This window comes from Chryseobacterium piscicola (assembly GCF_900156685.1).
In the GTDB taxonomy this organism is placed as follows: Bacteria; Bacteroidota; Bacteroidia; order Flavobacteriales; family Weeksellaceae; genus Chryseobacterium; species Chryseobacterium piscicola.
The window spans coordinates 19,268-41,671 of record NZ_FTOJ01000007.1 but is presented as its reverse complement, the minus strand read 5'-3'; the positions used below and the strand labels follow the sequence as shown (position 1 = coordinate 41,671).

Annotated in this window: 16 protein-coding genes, 7 tRNA genes and 1 other RNA gene; 2 read left to right on the top strand and 22 right to left on the bottom strand. The window is 32.8% G+C overall.

Annotated elements, in window-relative coordinates; all coding sequences use genetic code 11:
* The 11 genes from BW939_RS11155 to rpsU all read right to left on the bottom strand — a co-directional run bounded on the left by BW939_RS11155 (position 1) and on the right by rpsU (position 3,363).
* Complete coding sequence (locus tag BW939_RS11155) at positions 1-681, bottom strand: response regulator transcription factor (protein ID WP_076452105.1); 681 nt, start codon at positions 679-681, stop codon at positions 1-3.
* Positions 682-933: 252 nt separating this feature from the next.
* Positions 934-1,005 (bottom strand) — tRNA-Thr (locus BW939_RS11150).
* Positions 1,006-1,044: 39 nt separating this feature from the next.
* A tRNA-Gly gene (locus BW939_RS11145) sits at positions 1,045-1,117 on the bottom strand.
* An 86-nt stretch (positions 1,118-1,203) separates the two neighbouring features.
* A tRNA-Tyr gene (locus tag BW939_RS11140) sits at positions 1,204-1,284 on the bottom strand.
* Positions 1,285-1,300: 16 nt separating this feature from the next.
* Positions 1,301-1,374 (bottom strand) — tRNA-Thr (locus tag BW939_RS11135).
* Between the two features lie 89 nt (positions 1,375-1,463).
* Positions 1,464-1,539, bottom strand: a tRNA-Gly gene (locus tag BW939_RS11130).
* An 86-nt stretch (positions 1,540-1,625) separates the two neighbouring features.
* A tRNA-Tyr gene (locus BW939_RS11125) sits at positions 1,626-1,706 on the bottom strand.
* Positions 1,707-1,726: 20 nt separating this feature from the next.
* A tRNA-Thr gene (locus tag BW939_RS11120) sits at positions 1,727-1,800 on the bottom strand.
* A gap of 108 nt (positions 1,801-1,908) precedes the next feature.
* Complete coding sequence (locus tag BW939_RS11115; RefSeq protein WP_076452104.1) at positions 1,909-2,199, bottom strand: HPF/RaiA family ribosome-associated protein; 291 nt, start codon at positions 2,197-2,199, stop codon at positions 1,909-1,911.
* Positions 2,196-3,083, bottom strand: coding sequence for a tyrosine-type recombinase/integrase (locus BW939_RS11110; RefSeq protein WP_076452103.1), 888 nt, complete (start codon positions 3,081-3,083; stop codon positions 2,196-2,198). The genes BW939_RS11115 and BW939_RS11110 overlap by 4 nt, the downstream gene beginning before the upstream one ends.
* Before the next feature lie 82 nt (positions 3,084-3,165).
* Positions 3,166-3,363 carry a 30S ribosomal protein S21 gene (gene rpsU / locus BW939_RS11105; protein ID WP_076452102.1) on the bottom strand — a complete coding sequence of 66 codons (198 nt, stop codon included), beginning with the start codon at positions 3,361-3,363 and terminating at the stop codon, positions 3,166-3,168.
* Between the two features lie 146 nt (positions 3,364-3,509).
* On the opposite strand from rpsU, the gene ssrA reads away from it, so the two are divergent.
* Positions 3,510-3,909: a transfer-messenger RNA gene (ssrA, locus tag BW939_RS11100) on the top strand.
* Between the two features lie 65 nt (positions 3,910-3,974).
* Here the strand turns inward: ssrA and BW939_RS11095 are convergent.
* From BW939_RS11095 to BW939_RS11065, 7 genes are all read right to left on the bottom strand, one after another.
* A complete protein-coding gene (locus BW939_RS11095; protein WP_076452101.1) occupies positions 3,975-4,700 on the bottom strand; it encodes a glycosyltransferase family 2 protein in 726 nt (241 codons plus the stop codon).
* 20 nt (positions 4,701-4,720) lie between these two features.
* On the bottom strand, positions 4,721-6,991 hold the full coding sequence (locus BW939_RS11090) for a tetratricopeptide repeat protein (RefSeq protein ID WP_076452100.1): 2,271 nt from the start codon (positions 6,989-6,991) through the stop codon (positions 4,721-4,723).
* Entirely contained in the window at positions 6,963-9,278 is a 2,316-nt protein-coding gene (locus tag BW939_RS11085) for a YfhO family protein (RefSeq protein WP_076452099.1), read from the bottom strand. Before BW939_RS11085 ends, BW939_RS11090 begins: the two co-directional genes overlap by 29 nt.
* 64 nt (positions 9,279-9,342) lie before the next feature.
* A complete protein-coding gene (locus tag BW939_RS11080) occupies positions 9,343-10,629 on the bottom strand; it encodes a hypothetical protein (protein WP_076452098.1) in 1,287 nt (428 codons plus the stop codon).
* A 6-nt stretch (positions 10,630-10,635) separates the two neighbouring features.
* Entirely contained in the window at positions 10,636-11,112 is a 477-nt protein-coding gene (locus BW939_RS11075; RefSeq protein ID WP_076452097.1) for a T9SS type A sorting domain-containing protein, read from the bottom strand.
* A 164-nt stretch (positions 11,113-11,276) separates the two neighbouring features.
* Positions 11,277-12,122 (bottom strand): hypothetical protein, encoded by an 846-nt coding sequence (locus BW939_RS15950; RefSeq protein WP_185115892.1) that lies wholly within the window; start codon positions 12,120-12,122, stop codon positions 11,277-11,279.
* Between the two features lie 509 nt (positions 12,123-12,631).
* Positions 12,632-13,828, bottom strand: coding sequence for a LuxR C-terminal-related transcriptional regulator (locus BW939_RS11065; protein ID WP_076452095.1), 1,197 nt, complete (start codon positions 13,826-13,828; stop codon positions 12,632-12,634).
* Between the two features lie 375 nt (positions 13,829-14,203).
* On the opposite strand from BW939_RS11065, the gene BW939_RS15855 reads away from it, so the two are divergent.
* Positions 14,204-14,353 (top strand): hypothetical protein, encoded by a 150-nt coding sequence (locus BW939_RS15855; protein ID WP_159439268.1) that lies wholly within the window; start codon positions 14,204-14,206, stop codon positions 14,351-14,353.
* A gap of 411 nt (positions 14,354-14,764) precedes the next feature.
* On the opposite strand, the gene BW939_RS11060 is transcribed toward BW939_RS15855, so the two are convergent.
* The 4 genes from BW939_RS11060 to BW939_RS11045 are packed head-to-tail and all read right to left on the bottom strand — an operon-like array spanning position 14,765 to position 22,397.
* The gene (locus tag BW939_RS11060) at positions 14,765-17,140 is read right to left on the bottom strand and encodes an AIPR family protein (protein WP_076452094.1); all 2,376 of its coding nucleotides are present in this window, start codon (positions 17,138-17,140) and stop codon (positions 14,765-14,767) included.
* A 3-nt stretch (positions 17,141-17,143) separates the two neighbouring features.
* On the bottom strand, positions 17,144-18,112 hold the full coding sequence (locus tag BW939_RS11055; RefSeq protein WP_076452093.1) for a PD-(D/E)XK motif protein: 969 nt from the start codon (positions 18,110-18,112) through the stop codon (positions 17,144-17,146).
* Positions 18,113-18,114: 2 nt separating this feature from the next.
* On the bottom strand, positions 18,115-20,943 hold the full coding sequence (locus BW939_RS11050) for a Z1 domain-containing protein (RefSeq protein WP_076452092.1): 2,829 nt from the start codon (positions 20,941-20,943) through the stop codon (positions 18,115-18,117).
* A complete protein-coding gene (locus BW939_RS11045; RefSeq protein WP_076452091.1) occupies positions 20,940-22,397 on the bottom strand; it encodes an ATP-binding protein in 1,458 nt (485 codons plus the stop codon). The genes BW939_RS11050 and BW939_RS11045 overlap by 4 nt, the downstream gene beginning before the upstream one ends.
* Between the last annotated feature and the right edge of the window lie 7 nt (positions 22,398-22,404).

The following is a 22,404-nucleotide window of genomic DNA, read 5'->3' as shown; positions in this document are numbered from 1 at the left end:
TTATAAAGGACTTAAATAATATCCGAAACCAGACCTTGTATGAATAAGTTTTACATTAAAATCTTTATCGAGTTTTTTTCGTAGAAAATTGATGTAAACTTCTACCGTATTGGTATTCGTATTGAAATTGTGCTCCCAAACGTGCTCTGTAATTTGTTGCTTAGAGACCGTTCTTCCCTGTGCTTCGGCAAGATAAAGCAAGAGCTGAAATTCTTTCAGGGTAAGAGCAATTTCATTTCCGGATCTGAATACTTTTTGTTCGGTTTTATTGATAATCAAGTCTTCAACTCTTATCACATCAAGCTCAATATTCTCAGATTGTGTTTTTCTGCGGAGAAGAGAGTTTATCCTCAATAAAAGTTCTTCAAATTGAAAAGGTTTTACAAGGTAATCATCTGCGAGTCTTGTGAAGGCGTCTTTTTTATCTGAAAGATCTCCGTAAGCCGACAAAATAATGATAGGCGTAGATTTATCAAACGTACGTAAAGTTTGGCAAACGTCTAAACCATTTATTTTTGGTACATTAATATCGAGAAGATAGAGGTCGTAAGAGTTGTTTTTTATTTCCCTCAAAAATGTATCTCCGTCAAAAACTTTGCTGCAGGTAATTTGGTTAGATTCTAAAAATTTGCACAATTCGGCAGAGAGTATAAGATCATCTTCCAGTAAAAGAATATTCATCGGAACTAATTTTATACGAAAGTAAAAAAAATAATTCTGATATTTCCTGAAGAATGGCTTTGAGAGGAAAGGTTTAATTAAATTTTAAGAATTTAGCGTGTTTTGCTTTAAATTCAAATAAGATCAGACTAATACATCGTTTTTAAGATTTTAAACAGTTTGAATAAAGTTTAAACTAAAGGAAAAGCAGATTGATTTAATAAAAAAAATAGGCTAAAAACAAAAAATCTCGATAGAATCGAGATTAAATTGAGCCAACTACGGGACTTGAACCCGTGACCTCTTCCTTACCAAGGAAGCACTCTACCGCTGAGCTAAGTCGGCCTTAAACAAAAAATCACACTATAAGCGTGATTTCAGTTGAGCGGAAGACGAGGGTCGAACTCGCGACATTCAGCTTGGAAGGCTGACGCTCTACCAACTGAGCTACTTCCGCAATTTTGTCTCCAAAATTATTGGTAAACGTTTTGTAAACTTAAAGAAAACTTTATAATTTACAAATTTTATTTGTAATATAAACCGTGGGGAGAGCAGGATTCGAACCTGCGAAGCCGAAGCAACTGAGTTACAGTCAGTCCCATTTAGCCACTCTGGAATCTCCCCGAGTTTATATTAAAAGAGCCTCCAGAGGGACTCGAACCCACGACCTGCTGATTACAAATCAGCTGCTCTAGCCAACTGAGCTATGGAGGCAATTTAATAAAAACTGAAAGCTTTCAGAGAAATTCTACTCTGCGCTGCATCAGCAGTTAAAAAAAAATCAAACCTAATATGGTATGAATTGGAGCGGAAGACGAGGGTCGAACTCGCGACATTCAGCTTGGAAGGCTGACGCTCTACCAACTGAGCTACTTCCGCAATTTTGTTTCCAAAACTATTGGTAACGGTTTGCAAATTTAAATTTTTTTTTTAAAACCTGCAAGACTTTTTTTTAATATAAAATGTGGGGAGAGCAGGATTCGAACCTGCGAAGCCGAAGCAACTGAGTTACAGTCAGTCCCATTTAGCCACTCTGGAATCTCCCCAGATATTTTATATTAAATTGAGCCTCCAGAGGGACTCGAACCCACGACCTGCTGATTACAAATCAGCTGCTCTAGCCAGCTGAGCTACGGAGGCAAAATAAAAAAAGAATTCAAAAGATCGCTGTTCCTTTTTTGCGTGTGCAAATATAGAACGGATTTTTTGAATTCTCAAATTTTTAGTATGTTTTTTTTAACTTTTTTATTAAGCCATTTCTTTTTTCTTGATTAGTAGCTTCTTAGCTGTATCAACGCATTGGTCTAAACTTTCCTCAAAAGTGGCGCAAGTCTTTTTCACAACGATATCGTCACCCGGAACAGCCAAAATTAGCTCTGTTGTTTTGTTTTCTCTGTCTGAAGCATTTTCTACTTTTAAAAAAACTTTGCACTCTTGAATTTTATCGTAGAAAGTAGCCAGCTTGTTTACTTTTTTCTCGATGTGATCTTCTAGTGGCTCGTGTGGTGTTAAACCAATTGATTGTACTGTGATCTTCATAATTCTTCTTTTTTTGCGGCTCTTGGATGAGCCAGATTAAACACTTTTTTCAATTGTTCTATATTGGCATTCGTATACACTTGAGTACTGGCAAGACTAGAATGGCCTAATATTTTTTTTACTTTTGATATTTCTGCCCCATTATCTAAAACATGTGTAGCAAAGCTGTGTCTTAAAATATGTGGACTCTTTTTTTCTTTCGATGTTACAAGACTAAGGTACTTATTAACGGCTAAGTAAACAAATTTTTCGGTAAGTTTTTTACCGTTTTTATTTACAAAAAACAAATTCCGAGCATCTTCCTGTGGTTTTCTGATACTTAGGTACTCTGATAGAAGTTCTGCAAGTTTTTCTGATATAGGAACGTATCGTTCTTTGTTGCCTTTTCCAATAATCTTTAGCTCTTGTGTCTCAAGGTTTACGTTTTCAAATATCAAGCCACAAAGCTCTGCTTTTCTTATGCCTGTTTGGTAAAGTGTTTCAATGATGCACTGTTTCAGAAGGTTGTCTTTTTCATGAAAAACTTCTTCATCTAGTTTTATCATTTCTTCCTTCGAAATTGGTGTTTGCTTTTCTGCATAAAATTTCAATGAACTAATGTTTTCTACAGGCGAGGTTTTTATTTCTTCAATTTTTAATAAAAATTTATAAAAACTTCGAATCGTTGAAACTTTTCTATTGATGCTTCTTTTGGAAATGTTTTTTTCGCTGAGGTCAACGATAAAATTACGTATGATTTTTTTATCAGCTTTTAAAAGATCTTCAGAGCCTTCAGTACGAAGGTAGAATTCTAGAAAATCTTCCAAATCTTTTGTATAGCTTGTAATGGTGTGGGGAGAATAGCGCTTTTCGTGCGTAATGTATTGAAGAAATTTGTTAATCATGAAGAAAGTGTAAAACAAAAAATTCACTCTATAAATATAACTATTTAAAGAGTGAATTTAGTATGCGATTTAAGAAAATTTCTTAAGCCTGCTCTTCTTTGCTAAGGTTAATCTGCTTGTAAGCAGCTTTAAGCCTAGATTGTCTTAAGGTTACAGACGGCTTAATAAAAGCTTGTCTTGATCTTAATTGACGAACAGTACCTGTTTTGTCAAATTTTCTCTTATATTTTTTAAGGGCTCTGTCGATAGACTCTCCGTCTTTTACTGGAATTATTAACATAAATTACATCTCATTTTGGATTGCAAAAGTATAATTTTTTTATTGATTACCAAAGTATTTCTTTTTAAAATTGATTTTATTTTTCATAAAATATTAATATGAATTGAATTTAAACAAAAAATTGTATATTTGTAATTACTAAACATGGGGTTGACTGGTTTCGACAGCAAGATCAATGGGTAAGTAAGCATGCAGAGAACCGTAGCGCGATCTCTTAAATCCCTTGCTACAAAATTTTAACTGGCAACGAAGAGTTCGCTCTTGCAGCTTAATCCGAATAAAGTAAGATTTTAGGCGCTTTCCCGAAGATAGTAAGGAAGCAAGATGTCTCACAAATGCTCTGTTTTGCGGCGTTTGATTCTGAGATATAGTAATGCAGAAATAAGGTTTTAGGAGCTTTGACTAAGACTCGAAAAATTCAGAAGCTAAGGTTTAAGTTGGGTGTTTGCTCTCTGCTTAGGCTCGAAAATCAATAGCGAAATAAGCATGTAGAAATCTTATGTATTGCTTGTTTGGACGAGGGTTCGAATCCCTCCAACTCCACAAACAACTACAAATCAGTTATTTGTAGATCTTAAAAACTGAATCAGGGACTAACGTTCCTGATTTTTTTATTTAATGTGAAAATTTTTCTTAAACATTGAACAAAAACTAACTGAAAGTACTCCAAATCCGTACTTTACACTTCTGCTAAAATTGATGCTTGATGCTTCCGGAAAATATTTTGTGGGACAACTGATTTCTCCAATTTCAAATCCTGCATCGAAAATTTGGGTGATAACCTGATTATCGAAGATAAAATCATTGCTGTTTTTGTGATAGTTGATTTTTTCCAACACTGCTCGATTATAAGCACGATATCCCGAGTGGTATTCGCTTAATTTTTGATTAATTAAAAGATTTTGAACCAAGGTAAGGAAACGATTGGCAATGTATTTATAAATTGGCATTCCACCTTTTAAAGCACCTTTTCCCAAAATACGACTACCTAAAACCACAGGATAAACTTCATTAGCAATTAAACTGCACATTGCGGTAATTAGTTTTGGGGTATATTGGTAATCCGGGTGCAGCATTACTATTATATCTGCGCCTAGCTGTAATGCTTTATCATAACAGGTCTTTTGATTAGCTCCGTAGCCTTTATTTTCATCGTGTTTTATGATATGTTTAATATTCAACCGATGGGCCTCTTCAAAAGTGTTGTCTGAACTATGATCGTCTACCAAAATTACATCATCAACAATATCAAAAGGTATTTCTGAATAAGTTTGGCTTAATGTTTTTTCTGCATTATAGGCAGGAAGTACAATAATCACTCTTCTATTTTTAATCATAAAATTAATACTTTGAGTAATTATTTTTGTAATTGAGGAAGAATTTTTTGAGCGTCTTGTTTTCGATCCTGAGCCATGTAATTTTCATACAAAAAACTCAAATTTCTTTTAATAATTTCGCCCTTCTCTTTGTTTTCATCCGGAAGTGATTTTGCAGATTTTACTACCTCTTGAAATAATTTTTCTGATTTTTTTAAATCTATTTTAGGCAATTTTCCCGCAAAAACATATTTTTGAATACTTAATGCGTAATTTTCTTTATAATCTCGGTTTTCTGGTTGCTTTTCGTAAGCCTTTTTTGTGTAGAAATAGCTCTTTTCTTGATCTCCCTTGATTGAGTATGCAGTTCCTAAAAGAAAATCTGCATAGGAATTATTTGTATCTGTTTTTTCGGCAAGATGAAGATAAGTAAAAGCTGTATTGATATCACCGAAATCCTTTCCGTATAATTTTCCCAAAGAGGTGTAACAAAGGCTTTTAAAAGTGTTTATATCTTTCAAATACTGTATGGGCTTATAGGTTTCCGTCATTTGATATGCAGCTTCCGCAGTTTTCAGATATTGCAACCGCTCTTTGGCTGTTATTGTTTCTTCATCGCCAAGCATTTTATCGGTTCTGGCGAGGTTAAACCAAACAAGTCCATACATTGGGTGGATATCTAATGCTTCTTTGTAATAGGGGAGAGATTCTTGCAGTAAATTTATATTTTCCGCAATTTCATCATCCGTCAAAGATCTTTCCTCTTCCTGGATCTGAAACGATTGGTTAGCAATCTTTTCTAAAACGGCTTCACCAAAATCTGATTTTACTTTAGCGCTATTTTTTGAAATTTTGATATCGTGTGAGAATAAAGTAAGATTATCTTTCCAAACCGGATTTCTATTTATAGTAATTGCGATATATAAAATGCTAACTATTCCCACTGATCCTAAAATCAATCTCGCGCCAATTTTATCGAATAAAAGCACTAAAAAACAGGAAATCGCTATTAAGATGCCCAAAGAAGGCATAAACATAAACCGCTCTCCCATATTGGTTCCGATCGGGAAAAAAACATTTGAGACAATTGAGAACGTTATAAAATAAAAGAGAATTCCAAAACTATAAATTCTTTTCTTTTTCAAACCTAAAATGGCAAGTATCACAAGTCCAAGATTTAGAATTAATGAAAGCCAAACACTTAGGTCTGAAAATGATTTTACAGAAATATGTCTGGGATAATAATCATAAGTTAAAGGCGTTGGGATAATTAGCAATTTTAAATATCTGCCAAAAGTGTAAATATTGGTCGCCATCTTATTTGCAAAAGGCATTTCAGTGATACTTTGTAAAGAAGGATTTTGTAAAACCATTACATCAGATCCTTCCAAAAGTGGTTTGAATTCTGCATTTTTATTGAGGACAAGAAATGGATTATTCATCATTTCCGTATCATTTTTAGATTTTAGATCTATAACTCCCGCAGCATTTGTTCTCAATCCAAAATAGATGATAACTGGAATAATTAAAAAGCCAAACGATAAAAGTACTTTTCTAAATTTTAAATTCCCAAAAAACCAAAGTGTTAATGGGATAACTACAACAAACATTAATGCATTTTCTTTTGCAAGGCTTCCAAGGAAAAAATAAAATGAGGCTAAAAAAATTAAAGGCCATTTATTTGAACTGGGTTTGGTGAAAATTTTAAAAAAGAGCGTAGCAGAAAGCAAAGAAAAGAGCAATGATAAAATTTCATCACTTCCTTTTACATTGGCAACAACTTCTGTATGAATTGGGTGTACTGCAAACAAAAGTGATGTAATAAAAGCCAATAGAAAGCCTTGTTTATGTTTCTCAAAGATTAAGAATAAAAATCGGTATAAAACCCAACACAATAATCCATACAGCGAAACATTCAGAAAATGCATCATATTCGGAAATGTGGTTTTTTCTGATAGATCATTGAGTACGTTGCCGTTTTTATCTGTTCTTATTTTTCCGGTAATAGCGTCAACTGCTGGTTTTGCAAGTAATTCTGAAAAGATTGCATAGATTGTTGGTGTTAGCGGCCGCCATCTTCCGCCGGAAACTGCGTCAGTGTTTTGTCCGGAACTTCCATACATAAAATCGTGCGTGAAAATATCAGGAATTCCTCCGATTCCTCTTTGAACCAACTGATTTTTATGAATAACCACAGTATCATCAACCGCCCATTTATTCGGGACAGAATTCAGATAGATTAACATTGCGATAATGGCAACAAATAAACCTGAATAATGGCTATTACGAATGAAATTTAATATCCTTTCCATTGGCTAATTTTTTTTTCTGATAAAATAATAATCCGATAAACAGCACCAAAGATAATGTAGAAATATAAATTCCCAATAGTTTAAAAGGTGGACTGTAATCCAATATAATTTTGTGATTTCCTTTTTTTAAAGGAATAAAAGTTAATCCTCCAAATGCCTTGTAAATATTGACCAATTTACCATTGTCTTTCACTTTCCAGCCCTCATCAAAAGGCATAGAAAAAAATAAAAATTTGGAATTGGCAACATTGATGGTACCAGAAATATGGTTGTTAGAAAAATGATTAATTTTTAATGAATCTGTCTGTTCGTAAATATTGTCTTTTGGAAATTCTGCTTGAATTTTTGAGTTTTTAAATTGCCTCAGGTCTTTATCATCGACTACTAAATATCTTGAACCAAACGATTCCTTTTCTTTTTTTGAATATTTATTAAACTCTCTTACTCCTAAAATGTTGTCATAACAAAAGCCAAACGGAAGTGAATTTGGATCTTTGAGAATCTTAAAATTACCTTTATCATCAACTTCTTCAAAACCCAATTTTAAAAGTTGATCACTTTCTGGTTTTGAAGCAACAAAATATTTTACAGAACAAAGTTTCATCAGAAATGGAGAACTTCCTAACCCTTTTACAAATCTTGTTTCGGGCTCTTTACCGGGCTTTATTACCCCGAAAACTTTAAGGAAGTTAATGTAATTTTTGTTGTTGAAGGAATTGTATACGGCAGAAGAATTATAATTTTGAATTTTGGCCTCATTATAAGAAGCGAGCCAGGAAATACCTGAATAAAAATCTTTTTCTATCCTGAAAAAAGTTTTATCAGTTTTATTAATATTTTTTATTGCTTCAAAAGAGTCATCATAGTAACCCTTTTTTAAAATATCACTGGTGCTGCAAATATTTCTTTGAGAAATAATTTGTGACGACATCGTTATTATTTCAACCAACAAAACAGGTAAAATAAAGATGATAAGTCTCTTAAACTTTATTTTTTTGCTAAAAAATAAAATTCCGGTATATGTTAGAGTAAAAAATACAGGAATTAAAAATTTTGAGGGATGATTTTCTTTAAAATTTAACAACCCGAAAAGTAAAATCACAATGCAAAATACCGCCGTAATCAATAACGGCTTTATAAAAACTTTTCGAGAATTAATTATTCCAGAAAAAATAAATCCCGAAATAACGCAAAGCATTAAAGCGAAAAATGTATTTAAAACCCTGTAATAATCTCCCGAGTAAAACCAAACCAAATTTCTTATCGCTGGCGAAAGGAAAATTAAAACCATTGGCAAGACGCTTATTATAGCAATAAATTTCCCTTTTTTACCTAAAATAGAAATCTGAGAAAATAATAACAGCGTGAAAATCCCACAGTACAATAAAGGCGCTTCAAAATAATTTCTGTAAAGTGAAAAATTATTAACATCTCCCAATATATTTGGACTAAACAATCGGTAAATGGTAGAAATAAGTTCATTTTTATCTGATATAAAATCCGGGAAAACTTGAAACGTAGAAATTTCGTTTGAACCTCTTGGGCTGTTTTTCATTAGACTTATACTGCTTAAAAGCATCCAGCAACTTAAACCTATGCCAATTGCTGCACTTATACCAAGAAATAAAATTCTATTGAAGTAGATTTTCTTTTCAGGTTGGTTACGATATAAAAAGAGGATACAATATGCAACACAAAAAATAAGAGCAAAAAATAAATTTACGGGATAACTGATTCCTATCAATGCAAAAACAATGACGATCCAATGGTATTCTTTGGAAGTAAAACACCTTTGCAAAGCAAAAAGTAAAAATGAAAAATGAAATGCGATAGGGCAAAATAAAGTGACCGACCACGTTGCAGACAAAATGTAGTAGCCGGAAAATGCCCAAGACAGGGAAGCAAATACTTTTGCGGTAAAGGCTAATTTATGCTCTGAAAGAAAAAGATACATCATTAAACCCGAAAGATAGATGTAAATCAAAGGAATGATCAGCATCATTTGCTCCGCTGAAATACCTGTAACTTTAAAAAGAAACCAGGAAAAAGGTTCAAATGAGTAAGGGTATAAATTTTCTCCCAAGCCATTATGAAAAGACCAGCTAGGCAAAAAGCCATCTTTTGCTGCAAGCATTCTGTTATAAAGCAAAGGATAATCATTCACATAAGAATCTGATCCTAAATCTTTAAATATAAAATACAGATCCCCGAAAATAAATTCACGAAAGAGTAACACTTCTAAAAAAAGAAGAATTACAGAAAAGCCAATAAAATTTTTTATTTTCATAAAACCAATAAAAACAAAAAGCACATCCCAATTGGTGGAATGTGCAATTGTCGAGTTTTAAAACTTATTTTAGTTTTATAATTTTGATGTAGTTCGCCTTTGAAGCAGCAAAATCAGCACCTATAACTGTACTTCCTGATGCCGCGCGGATATAGAAAAAGTCATTGGCATTCATATAAACGAGCCTTTGCAAGGTACTTCGCTGTTTATATGGACTTTGATTAGCGTTATTCCCTAGTGAAGATCCTGTACCAAAATAACTTGTTTCTACGTTTCCTAGACCATTATAATCCAACATTAAAAAACTATACGTGTTTGAACTGACCAATTGAATATCTACAAAATACAATCCGGCAGTTGTTGCAGTAAATTTACTTATTAGGTTTGCATTTGTATTAGACGTACCTGTATTTGCATTTGGATCCGTTACATTTGTAAAAGTATTACCACCCGTTAGAACAGCAGGCGAAGTATTGCTTGAAAAATTAACCGGTGAAGGTAAAGAAAGTGAAGATCCCACTGCTGTGCTTTGAGCAACAGTTATAGTTGCATATACCTCATAAGTAGTTCCGGCGGACGAAGAAGTTGACCCCCAGGAAAGATTGCTTCCGTCAGTAGTTAAGAACTTTCCATTATTTCCGGTTTGAGTGGGTAAAGTAGTACCAGTGGTTGGCGTAGACCAACTTCCATCACCTCTTAAATAAGTAGTTGCACTTGCTGTTCCTGTTGCCGAAATTTTTCCTGTTGTAACGGAAGCATCTGCTAATTTTGGGTTTGTAACCGCCCCGTCATTTATTTTGGCGGTACTTACTGCATTGTTATTAATACTTGTAACTGCATTGCTAGAGATTGAAATATCTCCCGTAACTGTTGCCGGAGATTGTGCTGCAAAAGGTGCCGAAGATCCTGTTACAACAATTTGTCCTGCGGCTGTTCCGTTTTTCAGTCCATTATCTGCAGTTTTAGCATTTAAAGCATAAGGCACGCTAAGAAGTTGCTGTGTTCCGGTGATATTGTATGAAGTTCCACCAGAAGGATCTATTTCTGTTTTTACAAAGTATTTATCTGCACTCCAGTCGATTGTGGTTAAAGAGCCACTTGTAACTGTCCCGCTTCCCAATTCTGTGCTAACCAACCCATTAGCGTTAGTAGTTGCTGACTGGGTTTCAGAATACACCACAGTTCCTGTAGCAGATGTTTTAAGAATGCTGAATTTAATTCCTACAGATTGATTCATTACCAATGCATTGCTAGAGTTTCTTACAACTGCCTGATAGCTCAGCTGGTTCGGAGCCTGTCCGAAAGAAAAAGATGCCAATAATACGGCAACTAAAAAGAATAAATTTTTCATTATAGTTTATTTTTTAATAATTTTAAATGTTTTCAAGTCTTTTGTACCCTGCAAAACTTTTAAGATAAATGTTGACGGCGGCAATTGCCCCATTTCTATAGAAGTGGTTTCTGCAGATATTTTTTGTTTGCTGATTATTCTTCCGCTTAGATCATACAGCTGGTAAGAAAGACTTTTAACATCTGTATTTTTAATTTTTAAACTAAGCTGGGAAACTACAGGATTTGGGTAAACGGAAACTTGCAGACTGATATTAAGATTATCAGTTCCTAGAAAAGCTGTGATACTGTAATCTTGCTGCACCCCGGATGATAAAGAGCCAGCAGTTCCTGTGCTTGTAGTGTACATCGCCTGCCCAACTGTGTAACTAGCGGTACCGCCACTTCCTGTAGCATTACCGCCAGAAGTTGCCACTGTCTGTTGTGCATTCATCTGCGCCAGAACAAGCAACAAAGGCGCAATAAATAATTTTTTTTGATTCATAATTGTAGGTTTTAAGTTTTAAGTTTAATTAGTTTTCATCATTTGTGTTTTATGAGAAAATTGAGAAAGAATTTAAAATAGTCCGTGTCTTTTTCACTTTTTCGGCATGGATTGCAAATTAGTGTTGTCGGGATTTATTTTATTTTTAAATATTATTTTTTAATTTATTTAATTCTAATTATATTCAAATATGTACCACCATTATTACTTGTATTACCTGTCACTGAATTACTCGCACTAAAACCATAAAAGTTTAATGTATTACCAGCTGATAAATAAAGTAAAGTATTTATTGTATTATTATTTTTTAAATGTGAGCTGTTAGTTTGTGTAGTATAATTTGAACGATATAAAATTGCACTAGTCATTGTACCACCTATAGCGTTATTTAAGTCCATATAAAAAGGGATTCCAACAATGCTTGAACTTACGCCATCGGTTGTAGTTCCAACAATTTGTGCATTTATTTGATACCATCCCGCACCAGTTGAACCAACGGTAAATGTTGAACCATTCCATGTATTTCCTCCTGTTAGCGCGGCATTTGCTGAATTACTTCCAGAAAATATTACAAGATTTGCAGAAGTTCCATTTCCTAAACTTGTAATAGATTGTGAAACATTGTTTCTAATATCCAATTCCACGTTGGGGTAAGTAGTTGTAAAAGTTGGTGTAACCCATTGTGCGTTAAAATCAGTACCGTTAACTTTTGCTAAAACCTGGTTAGTTGTACCGCCAGTTGGTACGCCGTTTTTCGCCGATAAAGCATAAGGAACGCTGAGCAGTTGCTGTGTCCCGGTAATGCTGTAATTGGTTCCGCCTGCAGGATCGGTCTCTGTTTTTACAAAATAAGTGCTCCCTGCCCAGTTGATATTGGCAAAAGTACCCGTTACAACGGTTCCACCACCGATCTGTAAACTTACAAGACCGTTCGCGTTGGAGGTTGCGGTCTGCGTTTCTACATAAACTGCCGTCCCCGTTGCTGAACCCTGCAAAATACTGATACGCATACCCACGGATTGGTTTATTACAATATTGTTGCTAGAATTTCGAACTACCGCCTGATAACTTAATAAATTTGGCGCCTGAGCGGAGATAATTGAGCTGAACATTAAAGCTGCCGCAACTAATAACTGATTGATTTTTTTCATGATTATAGAATTTGATTTTTTTTAGTTTTTATAGATATTATAATTATTGAAAATTTTTTGCTGAGGTGCAAAATTATTTCATAGTTTCCATAACTGATTTTATGTCATTCATCTTCAAAGGCAGACTATTTACTAAGCAAATAATGACTGCCATCCAAAATTTTGTTTTTAAAAATACCATGTGTTTTTATATTTTACGAAGCAAAGAAACTTCATAAAATGTAAAAAAACGAAAATAAACGGGTAGTTTTTGGGTAGTTTAGAGAATAGAAAATTGATAGTTTTATGAAAAAAAACAGTTCTACGAAATTATTTAAATAGGGAGAAAATTTTAATAGCTTGATTATCAGTAGTCGTTTTTTGTAAAATCATTCAAAATCTTTTAATTGACTTCTTTTCTTAATATTCAGGATATCATAAATAATTTTTATATGATATTTTATTGTGTTTTCGGAGACATGAAGTTGATTCGCAATTTCTTTATAACTTTTTCCTTCTTTTATCATATCAATGATGCTAAGTTGTCTCTTGTTTAATAATGAGAGGTTAGAAACATTTGTTTTTTCATTAAATTCATATTGCGTCACCATCGTTCTCATCTCTCCTATAGTGTGAACTTGAGCTTTGTTTATTCGTTTTAGTTTAAAGGAATATCTTAGCACTAAAATTATAATAATGAAAAGCAGCAATAATGCAATTGTGTAAGAAATGACAGTGATCCACCAATATTTTTTTTCTTTCTGTTCGTTGTCTCTGGATTTTAATTCTCTATCGAAGTGAAGTTCCTGTAAATTTTCTGCAGGTTTTAAAATAAGAGTTAAAGAATCATATTTTTTTTGAAATTTAAAAGTATTAGTTGCATCTTTCCTGTCTTTATAAATGTTCATCATTACCTCTGCCAAGTATATCTCATATTTTATTATGTGGCACTCCTTTGCTTTTTCAATCCCTTTTTTGTAATAATTATTTGCCTTCTCAAATTCTTTCGTGGCAAAATATAATTGTATTTGTTTTCCAAAAACAATAGGTAAATCACAGTGATTATCTTTCTGCATTAATCCGGAAGCTTTTTTATAAAAATTCTCTGCAGCTTCATAATTGATGCTTAGAAACTCTATATATCCCTGTTGCATCAAAATTTTAGATTTACTATCGCTGTTCAAGTTTCTGTAGTTTTCTGCAGCAATCTTTTTCATTATTTTATCAGCCTTCTTGTAATTTTGCGTATCGAAAAAGGCAAATGCAAATTGGGCGTTAATCTCATCTTCAGAAACTATAAGCTTGTTTTCTACAGCGATTTTTTTAGCGTCAGATAGATACAATAGCACTGATTTGTAATCCTGCAATCTTTTATAGGTCATAGATAACAAGATATTAATTTCTATCTGGTCATGCGCAGTTAAGTTTTCGTTTGAAAGCAGATGTAGGAGTGTATCCTGAGATTTTTTATATTCTAAATTATTATTATACTCATAAATTTTGTCATTTAATTTAACAATATTTACCTCTTGAGCCAGCGAAATTTGGAAGCAAAATATTAGAAAAACAAATAGATTTATTTTCATTTAGCTATTTTTGATTTTTACAAAAATAGCAATAAATACTATTTTAGAAACGCATATCATCTTTTAAAAATTATTTTAAATAATTGGTACTGTTTACTATTGATTATACTTTGTTTTCTTACTCAATTGTAATACAGAATTCAAGAAATTTTGCAAAAAAAACTTAGTCAGCCTCATATTTGAAACCAAGTCTACAGAATGTATAAAGTAATCTTGGTGAATAACATAAAAGAATTAGCTCTTGTAAAAATGAGCCGAATAATCTTTGTAATCGGCTCATTATGTACATTTTGAAGTACAAAAAATCTGGTTTATAAAATTTTACTTTACAGTTAGGCGACACCAATGGTTTAATTTTGGAGATTTTCTAAAGAAATGGAGGAAGAAGTTTTTATAAAAAACAAGTCGTCTGAAGCTTTGCAAACTACAAAAATACAAGACGAATATTTTAGCCGAGAAGATAAGATGTCTCCTATAAAAGGTAATCTGAAAATGAAAGACTACCGTATGAAAAGCAAGAAATAATTGTGAAGTTGATAATTGAAGTCTAAGATTCTTACTCAGTACCGTTAACGGAAAATTTGATTTTAAGCGGGAATAAAATCTTAATGGATTATGAAAACAATATTAGTTCCAGATTATTGAGACTAAAAAGTGGGCCTATGTGATTATTTTTCGGCAGATTTGGAAATGCTATATTTCATTATCAACCGGATTCCGAATGTTAAATTTTTTACAAATATCAATAGGGAAGGGGTTAGCTCGTTTTAGGAACTAATAATAAAGGCTTAGTTTTAGCCAAAACCTCCTATTAGTTTCGGCTAAACCCTTTGATGCTACAAAATTTACATTGGGCTAAAGCTCTAATTGTGAAATTTATTTTTGGCAGATCATTTTTTTATTTAAATGAATTTTTTTTTTTTTGATCATTTATACCTACACTTTTATCCCAAACTTCTTCAGCTTCAACAAAGACTCAAAAGCTTTCATCAAAGATTGCTCTTTTATTTGTTCATTTTTCGCCAAGACTAATTGTATTGATTTTACATTGCCCAATTCCGGTATGGTGAAAATTCTGGTTTGATTGGCCAAGTCGATTATTTTTTTCCAATCGTCTTTTGAAAGGAGTTTTAATCTGTCAAACATAAATTTAATTTCTACAGATTCTTGGTTTTCAAATTTAGATAAAGCTTTTGTTTCCTCTAAAAACGAAGGATTTTCGGCAACATACTGAATCACTTTTTTGCCGACAGTAATATCTCGAGGCAATAGATTTTTATTTTTCTGAATAGCCTTTAAAACTTCTTCCACCGAATGTCTACTAAAATCTTCAAGAGAATATTTGGCTAGATAAATACAAAAGCCATCCCAGAATTTCAATCCAAACTTGTGAATTTCACTGATGATGAAAAGACGGTTTTCTTCATTATTAGTGTCAATTTCCTTTTCATTTTCTCGGTTTTCTTTTTCTTCGCTAGAAATTAAATAGGTTGCTACAACTTCCTGTACATCTTCATTGTAAGGCGATTCTTTCAGTTTGTTCCAAGAAGATTCTCTTTTGGCATATTCGGAAATCAAACTGTTGCTGGCCTCTTTTACCAAATGATCGTACACAAAAACTAAAAGCTTTTTGAAATGATTCGTCAGTGCATCATCTATTTTTTGGTGTTCATAGATTTTCCATAAATCCAATCGATTATCTGTCAAATAATGGAAATAGGAAAGTGTGTAAGCAACGACAAATGATTTTAAGTTGGTATCGCCGATGGCATCTACATTTTTGCGTCCGAATAATTTATCTATCGACTTGAATAAAATGGCATTTGCAATCAATTTTTTGTAGAGATTTTCGCCAGGCAACTTATTTTTACTTACTAAAATATTAATTTTTTTAGTGAAATGAATGAAATTTTTCTGCGAACCTTGCGACACAAAATGCGGCTCCAATTCCCAAAGATTAATAAACTTAGCAACGTCTGACTTTACAAATTTAAGATGAGAAGGATTTTGTTCCTTGAATTTTTTCTGCTGACTTGGTGTTTGTTTGTTTAGCGTTTCTCGGTATTGTCCGTTTGCACGTTCAAAAAACCAAAGTAACGATTGGTTTTTATTTTCCGGATTTACCACATATTTCTTTCTAGAAAGATTTTCTATTTGTACAAAATATGGATTATTGGAAGACAAATCCAATTCGGAAACTTTATTTTGACTATTTGCAAAGCGTGAAATATTGGGAACTTCAATGTTTTTCTGCTCCTTGTCTTTGATGACCGTGAGTTTCATCTGAACAAAAATTTTGCTCAAATCTGCTTCTTTGTATTTTTTCTGCGTGTGATAAAGCGAAGCCGTAGTTTGTCCGCCATTCACGATTTGAAAATCATTCAGTCTTGTGATAACCAGTTGCCCGTCTACAGATTTTGTTTCAACGCTTTCGGCGGTTGCAGTGATTCCGTTGTTGTAAGGCAAAAACATTTGCGGTTTTGTACGAATAGTATCCCGAATTCCCTTATTAAATTTTCCAGCCTGACCGAGAAATGCACGAACGTTGCTTTCTAGTAATTCGTTAGAAAATTCTTTGTACAAATTGGCTAAAACTTCGCCTGGAACAATCGCCAAATAACAATCGTACATTTCATCAATGCTCGGAACTTGAAGGCATTGCAAACCTTTTCCTTCTTCTGTGAATTTTTCAAACTCAATTTCTATAGGCTCGTGAACACTATTGGTTTCGTTGATTTTAAATAATCTTGCCACGTCCCAAGTGTGTACAAAAACATCTACTTCATTAATTTCCAATTTTTCTTTTTCGTGATTAGAGAAACCATTAATTAAAAAATAAACATTTATTCTGTCGAAATCTTTGCCTTGTTTTCCAATAATTTTTATCAATTCATTGAGTTCTGTATGCGAATGGTCGATGTAATCAATATGTCTTTTGAGCGAAGAATTAATAAATCTTTTGATTTGATTCAGCGATTTTGTGTATTCATCTTTTAGAATATTGTACTCGTAACTGTCGTTTCTAAAACACGTAATAAACAGATCTAAAGTTTCAAAATAGCTTTTATTATTTTCATCTTTGAATTGGTCTTTCAAGCAATAACCGTTGATTTTCCAATCAATTCCGCCTTGACTGTTGGGATGAATGTACGACAAAACTCTTGCACCTTCCGACTTTCCAATAGATTCAAAAACTTCGATGCAGTATTCTGTAAATTTATCTTCAAAACTCGCTCCTTCTCCGTCTGAATAAACCAAAGAAGCTACATCAGATTTTAATTCTTCAATGTAATTTTGCAATGCTTTTTCCATTAATTAAAAATTTTGGATAATTTCTTCCATCTCTACGATGAAATTTTCTACAGCGGAAAGTTCTATTAAATAAGAAGTATTATATACACCAACTGGAAGCTGACTTTTTATGATTTTTGGAAATTCTTCAGATACCGAAAAAGAATATGTTTTTTTCAAAGAATACATTTTGTTGTAATGTTCTTTGTCTTCTTCAAAATATCCCAAAAGCATTAATCTTTCATTGAAAAATTTGAGTTCATCAATATTGGCAGACAGTTTTTGTTGAGTTTGGTCAATTAAAGAATTGAGTGTAAAACCATTTTCTTTCACATCTTCCGCAGTGTACAATATCAAAAACAACTCGTTCAGATTTTGAGCGTCCAATTGTCCTTCGTTGGTAATTTTTAGTTTTGGATATTTTGAGGAGGTGAGTTTTATTTCAATTCCGGTTGCTCCAAAAACAAAATCTTTGTCTTCAAAATCGGGTCCAGTCCAAGCGTTTAAAATAGTTGAAGAAGATTTATGATGGTCTAAAAGATGATTGATGAAAAGCAATTCGCCAATTAAACCTTTCTGTTGTTCAATGCTTAAACCATTGAAATTAATTTTGTCAAATAGTTTTTTCCATTTAGAAATAACGTTCAGGGTTTTTGTAACGGCTTCATTTTCTGTTACGCTTTCGGCAATATCTTCTAAAATATTTTGAATAAATAATGAAAAAATATCTTTTAAATCATTGTCGAGCAAATAGATATTCAGTTCGCAAAAATTATCCGTTTCAACAATGAAAATCTCCACGCTTTTGAAACGATAATTTTTAAGTTCCGGAATTTCTACATTTTTGGAAACAGACATTATGTACAAATGCTGTCCGGTAATATGATTGGTCGCCGCGTAGCAATTGAGATGCGGAATATCTTCAATCCTTGTTTTTATAATGATGTCGCCTGTTGGTTTTTGGGTTTCCCAAATTGATTTGATATTAACCATAATTATTCGTTTTCGTTATTTGGAGAATCATCATCTTCTTGTGGGTCTTCGTCGAAACTATCAAAAATGGTAGTTGTGTAAGAAGTTTTTACTTCGTTCTCAATCTTTGGAAAGTGAAGACTGTAGCCAATTATTGGGATTCCGTTGTTTACATTTGGTGTTCCTCTTTCGTCTAAAGCATAAATTAAAAGCAAGCCTTTTTTCTCGTTTTCTCTTTCAATTTTTATAGCATCATTTTTCTTTAAATCAGCAACTGCTAAGTCAACTTGTCTATCAACTGTATCGTCAATTTGGTTTTTTGAAATTAAATAATATTCTCCGTCTCTCATTAATTGTTGATTACGTACTGAACAACCTAACACAAAAGTTTCACTGCCTATTTGAATTTGATAGGTTTTTACTTTTGTATTATTGGCTCGTTCACCTTTTTTTGAACCACCTTTAAAATCAATAAAAGTATCGGTATCGGTATTTGAAACAATAGCAACAGACCATTCCTTTATTTCATTTTGAGCTAAAACATACTCTCCTAATTTGGCATTTTTAATTCTCAATAAATCAATTTTGAAATTATCTAAAAAAGTTGCAATTTTTTCTTTGTCAAAATCTTTAATCAAAACATATCTTGGAATTTTATCCCCATCCTTATGTTTAACTATTTCAACCGGTTTATTTCCAATATTCAACAATGATTGGAAATTTTTAAAATTACTTTCAATTGCAGATTTCGTTTTCAATAATTGATAAGTTTGAGGATTCGTTCCAGAAAAAGAAATATCAATATTTTTAGAAAAATGAAGTTTTGCTAAACTCGTAATCGTCATCAAACCGTGATGATTTCTAACTTTTAATCTAAAATCTTTTGGACGTTGATGTGAAGCTGTCATTTCATCAAAATCATTTCGCATTTCTTCGGTCGCCATTGTAATATGGTTGAACCATTCGAAAATTTGTTCGGTGGTGTACAATCTGCACAAATCCACATAACCTGGTCGATAACCAAACCAACGACCCATCTGCATTAGGGAATCGTACATTTTTGTAGTTCGCAAATAATAACTTACAGACAATCCTTCCAAAGTAATTCCTCTTGATAATCGGCTTCCGCCAACTGCAATTACAGACAGCCCATTTTCGTGTCGGTTGTAATCAATTTCTTCAATATTGTGATATTCTAAATTGGTTGTAGAGCGAGTTCCGTGTACTGAACGAACATCAATTTTTGATACTGCTTTTTTCAATTCGCCTTTTACTTCTTCCCAAGAATGTTGTTTGATTCGGATGTCTTTATAATCTAAATTTTCTAAAACATTGTCTGTCGTTGGAACAAAATCTGATTCATACAATTCTTTAAGTTCGTATAAAATTCCAGCATCTTCACTTCTGATTGCATTGGCGTATTCTTTTGTCTTTTCATTGACCAAAGAAGCGACTCTGTCTATCCATTTTACCAATAATGCAACGTGAATCAACATTGAATTATGTTTGTTTTCGTGACCTCTTAATCTTCGGATTGCACAAGTAAGGATGAAAGACTTAATTGCTTTTTCTAAACTTTTCGGAAGATATTCTGGTAAATCTTCTTTGTTATTCTTGTTGATGGTTTTGAAAAACGGAGGATCATAATCATTAATTGCTCTGAAAATATCCAACGGTTCTTTTTCTTCTCCGTTCGGATTTTCAAAGCCAAATATTTTTGCAGCACCAATGTAGTTTGTAGGCGCTTTTATGTTGATGATGAAATCTCTCGGAAATAAATCTTCTCCAATTTTATATTCTTTATTTTTTACGATGGTTGTTAATTCATCGTTATGTTCTTGCGAAATAAACAAATTTGCATAAGGCGTTGCTGTATAGCCAATAAAAGTATTTTGGTTGAATAAATTCAGTAATGTTCTTATTAATTTATTGATGGTTTTAATGTCATCGATACTTTTGCTTGCATTTACAGAAGCTGCATCGGCTTCGTCGTCAATTATTAAAACCGGAACATCAAACAATTTTGGCGAACCGTCAACAATTTTTGCATTAACATCTTTAGAAAACCAATCAATTAGATTTTCAAGAATGCTTTTGTTTTTTTTGATGACAAAAACAACTGGATTTTTTCCGATTGGAATGTTTAATCTATTCGCAACGGATTGACTGAAATCTCCTTCGTCTCCAGTTTTGTAGTACGACGATGTTAAAGAATAAATATCTGTATTGACTTTGTATTGTCCAACGCCAATAATTTTGTTTTCATTTTCTCTAATGAATGCAGAACTGTTTCTTCCGATGTATCCTGAATCAATTCTTTCCTGCGTTTGTCTTCTCAATGAACTGATTGTTCCTGCAATTACAATAATTACTTTGTAACCCGCATCTGTTGCTTTATTAATTAAACCAACATAATTTGAAGTTTTACCAGATTGAACGTGACCAACAACCATTCCTCTTCTGTCAAAGGATTTTGTTTCTTTCGGATTTACGCATTTGTCAAGAATTTTATCTGTGAAATCGTCTAAATCATTTACAGGAAATGACGGGTCGTTTTTCTGCATTTCCAATTTGTACCTATTCCACAATTCAAAATCTATATTTACTTTTTCGTCATTAAGCCAAGGTGTAACTTTTTCATCATAAAGTTCCGTGATTGCTCCACTTCCAATGCTGAAATCAGCACGAAGAATTTCAAATAATTCTTCTTCATCAAAAATTTGTCCCTCCACAATATTCATTGCTTTGGTCTTCTCAATAATGGTAAATAATACTTCATCAGTAATTTGTCCTTGATGCAGCGATAATAAAGTATGTGATATTGCTCTTGCAGATTGTAGTAATGTACTCATTTTAAATAGTCATTAATTAGTGGAAATAAATTAAAAGGCGTTGAAGACATAATTTGCTGTTTTGCTAAAGATTCAGGAATACCTTGCTGAACATATATTTTGTATAATTCAATGGCTAAATTTAACAAATCATCACTCGGTGTTTCCGAATGTTTTTCTAATTCGTGAAAAGCTGGGTCTTCATTTTGATTGCTTAAAATCAATTCAATTGGCACATTTTCTTCCAAAAGTTTTAGTGCTTTTGATATCAACTTATTATTGTCTGCCAATAATGAATTTATTATTGGATGTTTTCTATTGATTTTATATTTCTTGATTCCTTCACGAGTAATTTCGTCTTTCCATAAAGGTTCATAATTTGAATTCGTGATTTGCGAAACTGTTTTTTGCCCGCGCCAATTATAGATTTTAGCAGATTTCATAACCGCCATTTTCGCAATTCTTGAAAGCTCACGGCGGATTTCGATTGGCGGTGTTGCTGTGGATTTTTTAATATCAAGATTCCAATTGAAATCACTTGAATTAGAAAAATTTACAGCAATTCTTGCCAGTTTTGCGTAATCTCTTTTCTTTTCCAAGCCCAACCAATCTCCAGAAACTAATAGCCTATCTCCACGATAAACATAAAATCCTTGTTGTTGGAACCAGCCGAGAGAACCTCCTGTTTTATCGTAGTCTTCTTTACCAATTTCAGACATATGAGGCAAAATAAAGTAAGTAACTTCTACATTATCAAATTTTTCGGGCAATCCCATTTCGGGTTTTGGGTCGAGATTTAATAAAAAAGGATTATAGGCTTCAATTTCTTCATTCTGAAAGAAAATTTTGATTCTTTTGCTTTCAATGAATTTATGAAACACCAAACTCAAATGTTCTCGCACATTTTCCATTTCTTGGTAAAATGCATTCTTCACACTTTCATTATTGCTTTCAGCTTTACCAACAATCCTGTCTAATTTTTCCCAAAGCACTAATGTTCCAGACTTTTGCTCATTAATTTCATCAATTAAATCTGAATCAGAAATATAATCTAAGAGTTGCCATTCTTTTTCTTCATTTATAAAATCAATATCCCAACATCTTTTAATTGTTGAAAAATTTACACGCTTAGAAACACACGTCAATCTTTTACATTGAGAAAAAGATGCAGTTTTCAATCCCATTCCGAAGCGACCCAAATCTTTTTCGTTTCGTTCGTCTTCTGGGTCTTTACTTCCCGGAGTCATTGCTACAACCAATTCATCTTTATTCATTCCATCTCCATTATCTTTAATGGCAATAAACGAATCTTGACCATTCCATTTATAAGAAATAGCAATTTCATTAGCATTTGCAGAAATACTATTATCAATAATATCAGCAATGGCGGTCGATAAGTTATACCCAAAACTTCGATAAGAATTAATGGTTGATTTTGGATTGGGTTTGGCTATTTCGGCTTTGAATTCGTGCATTTATTCG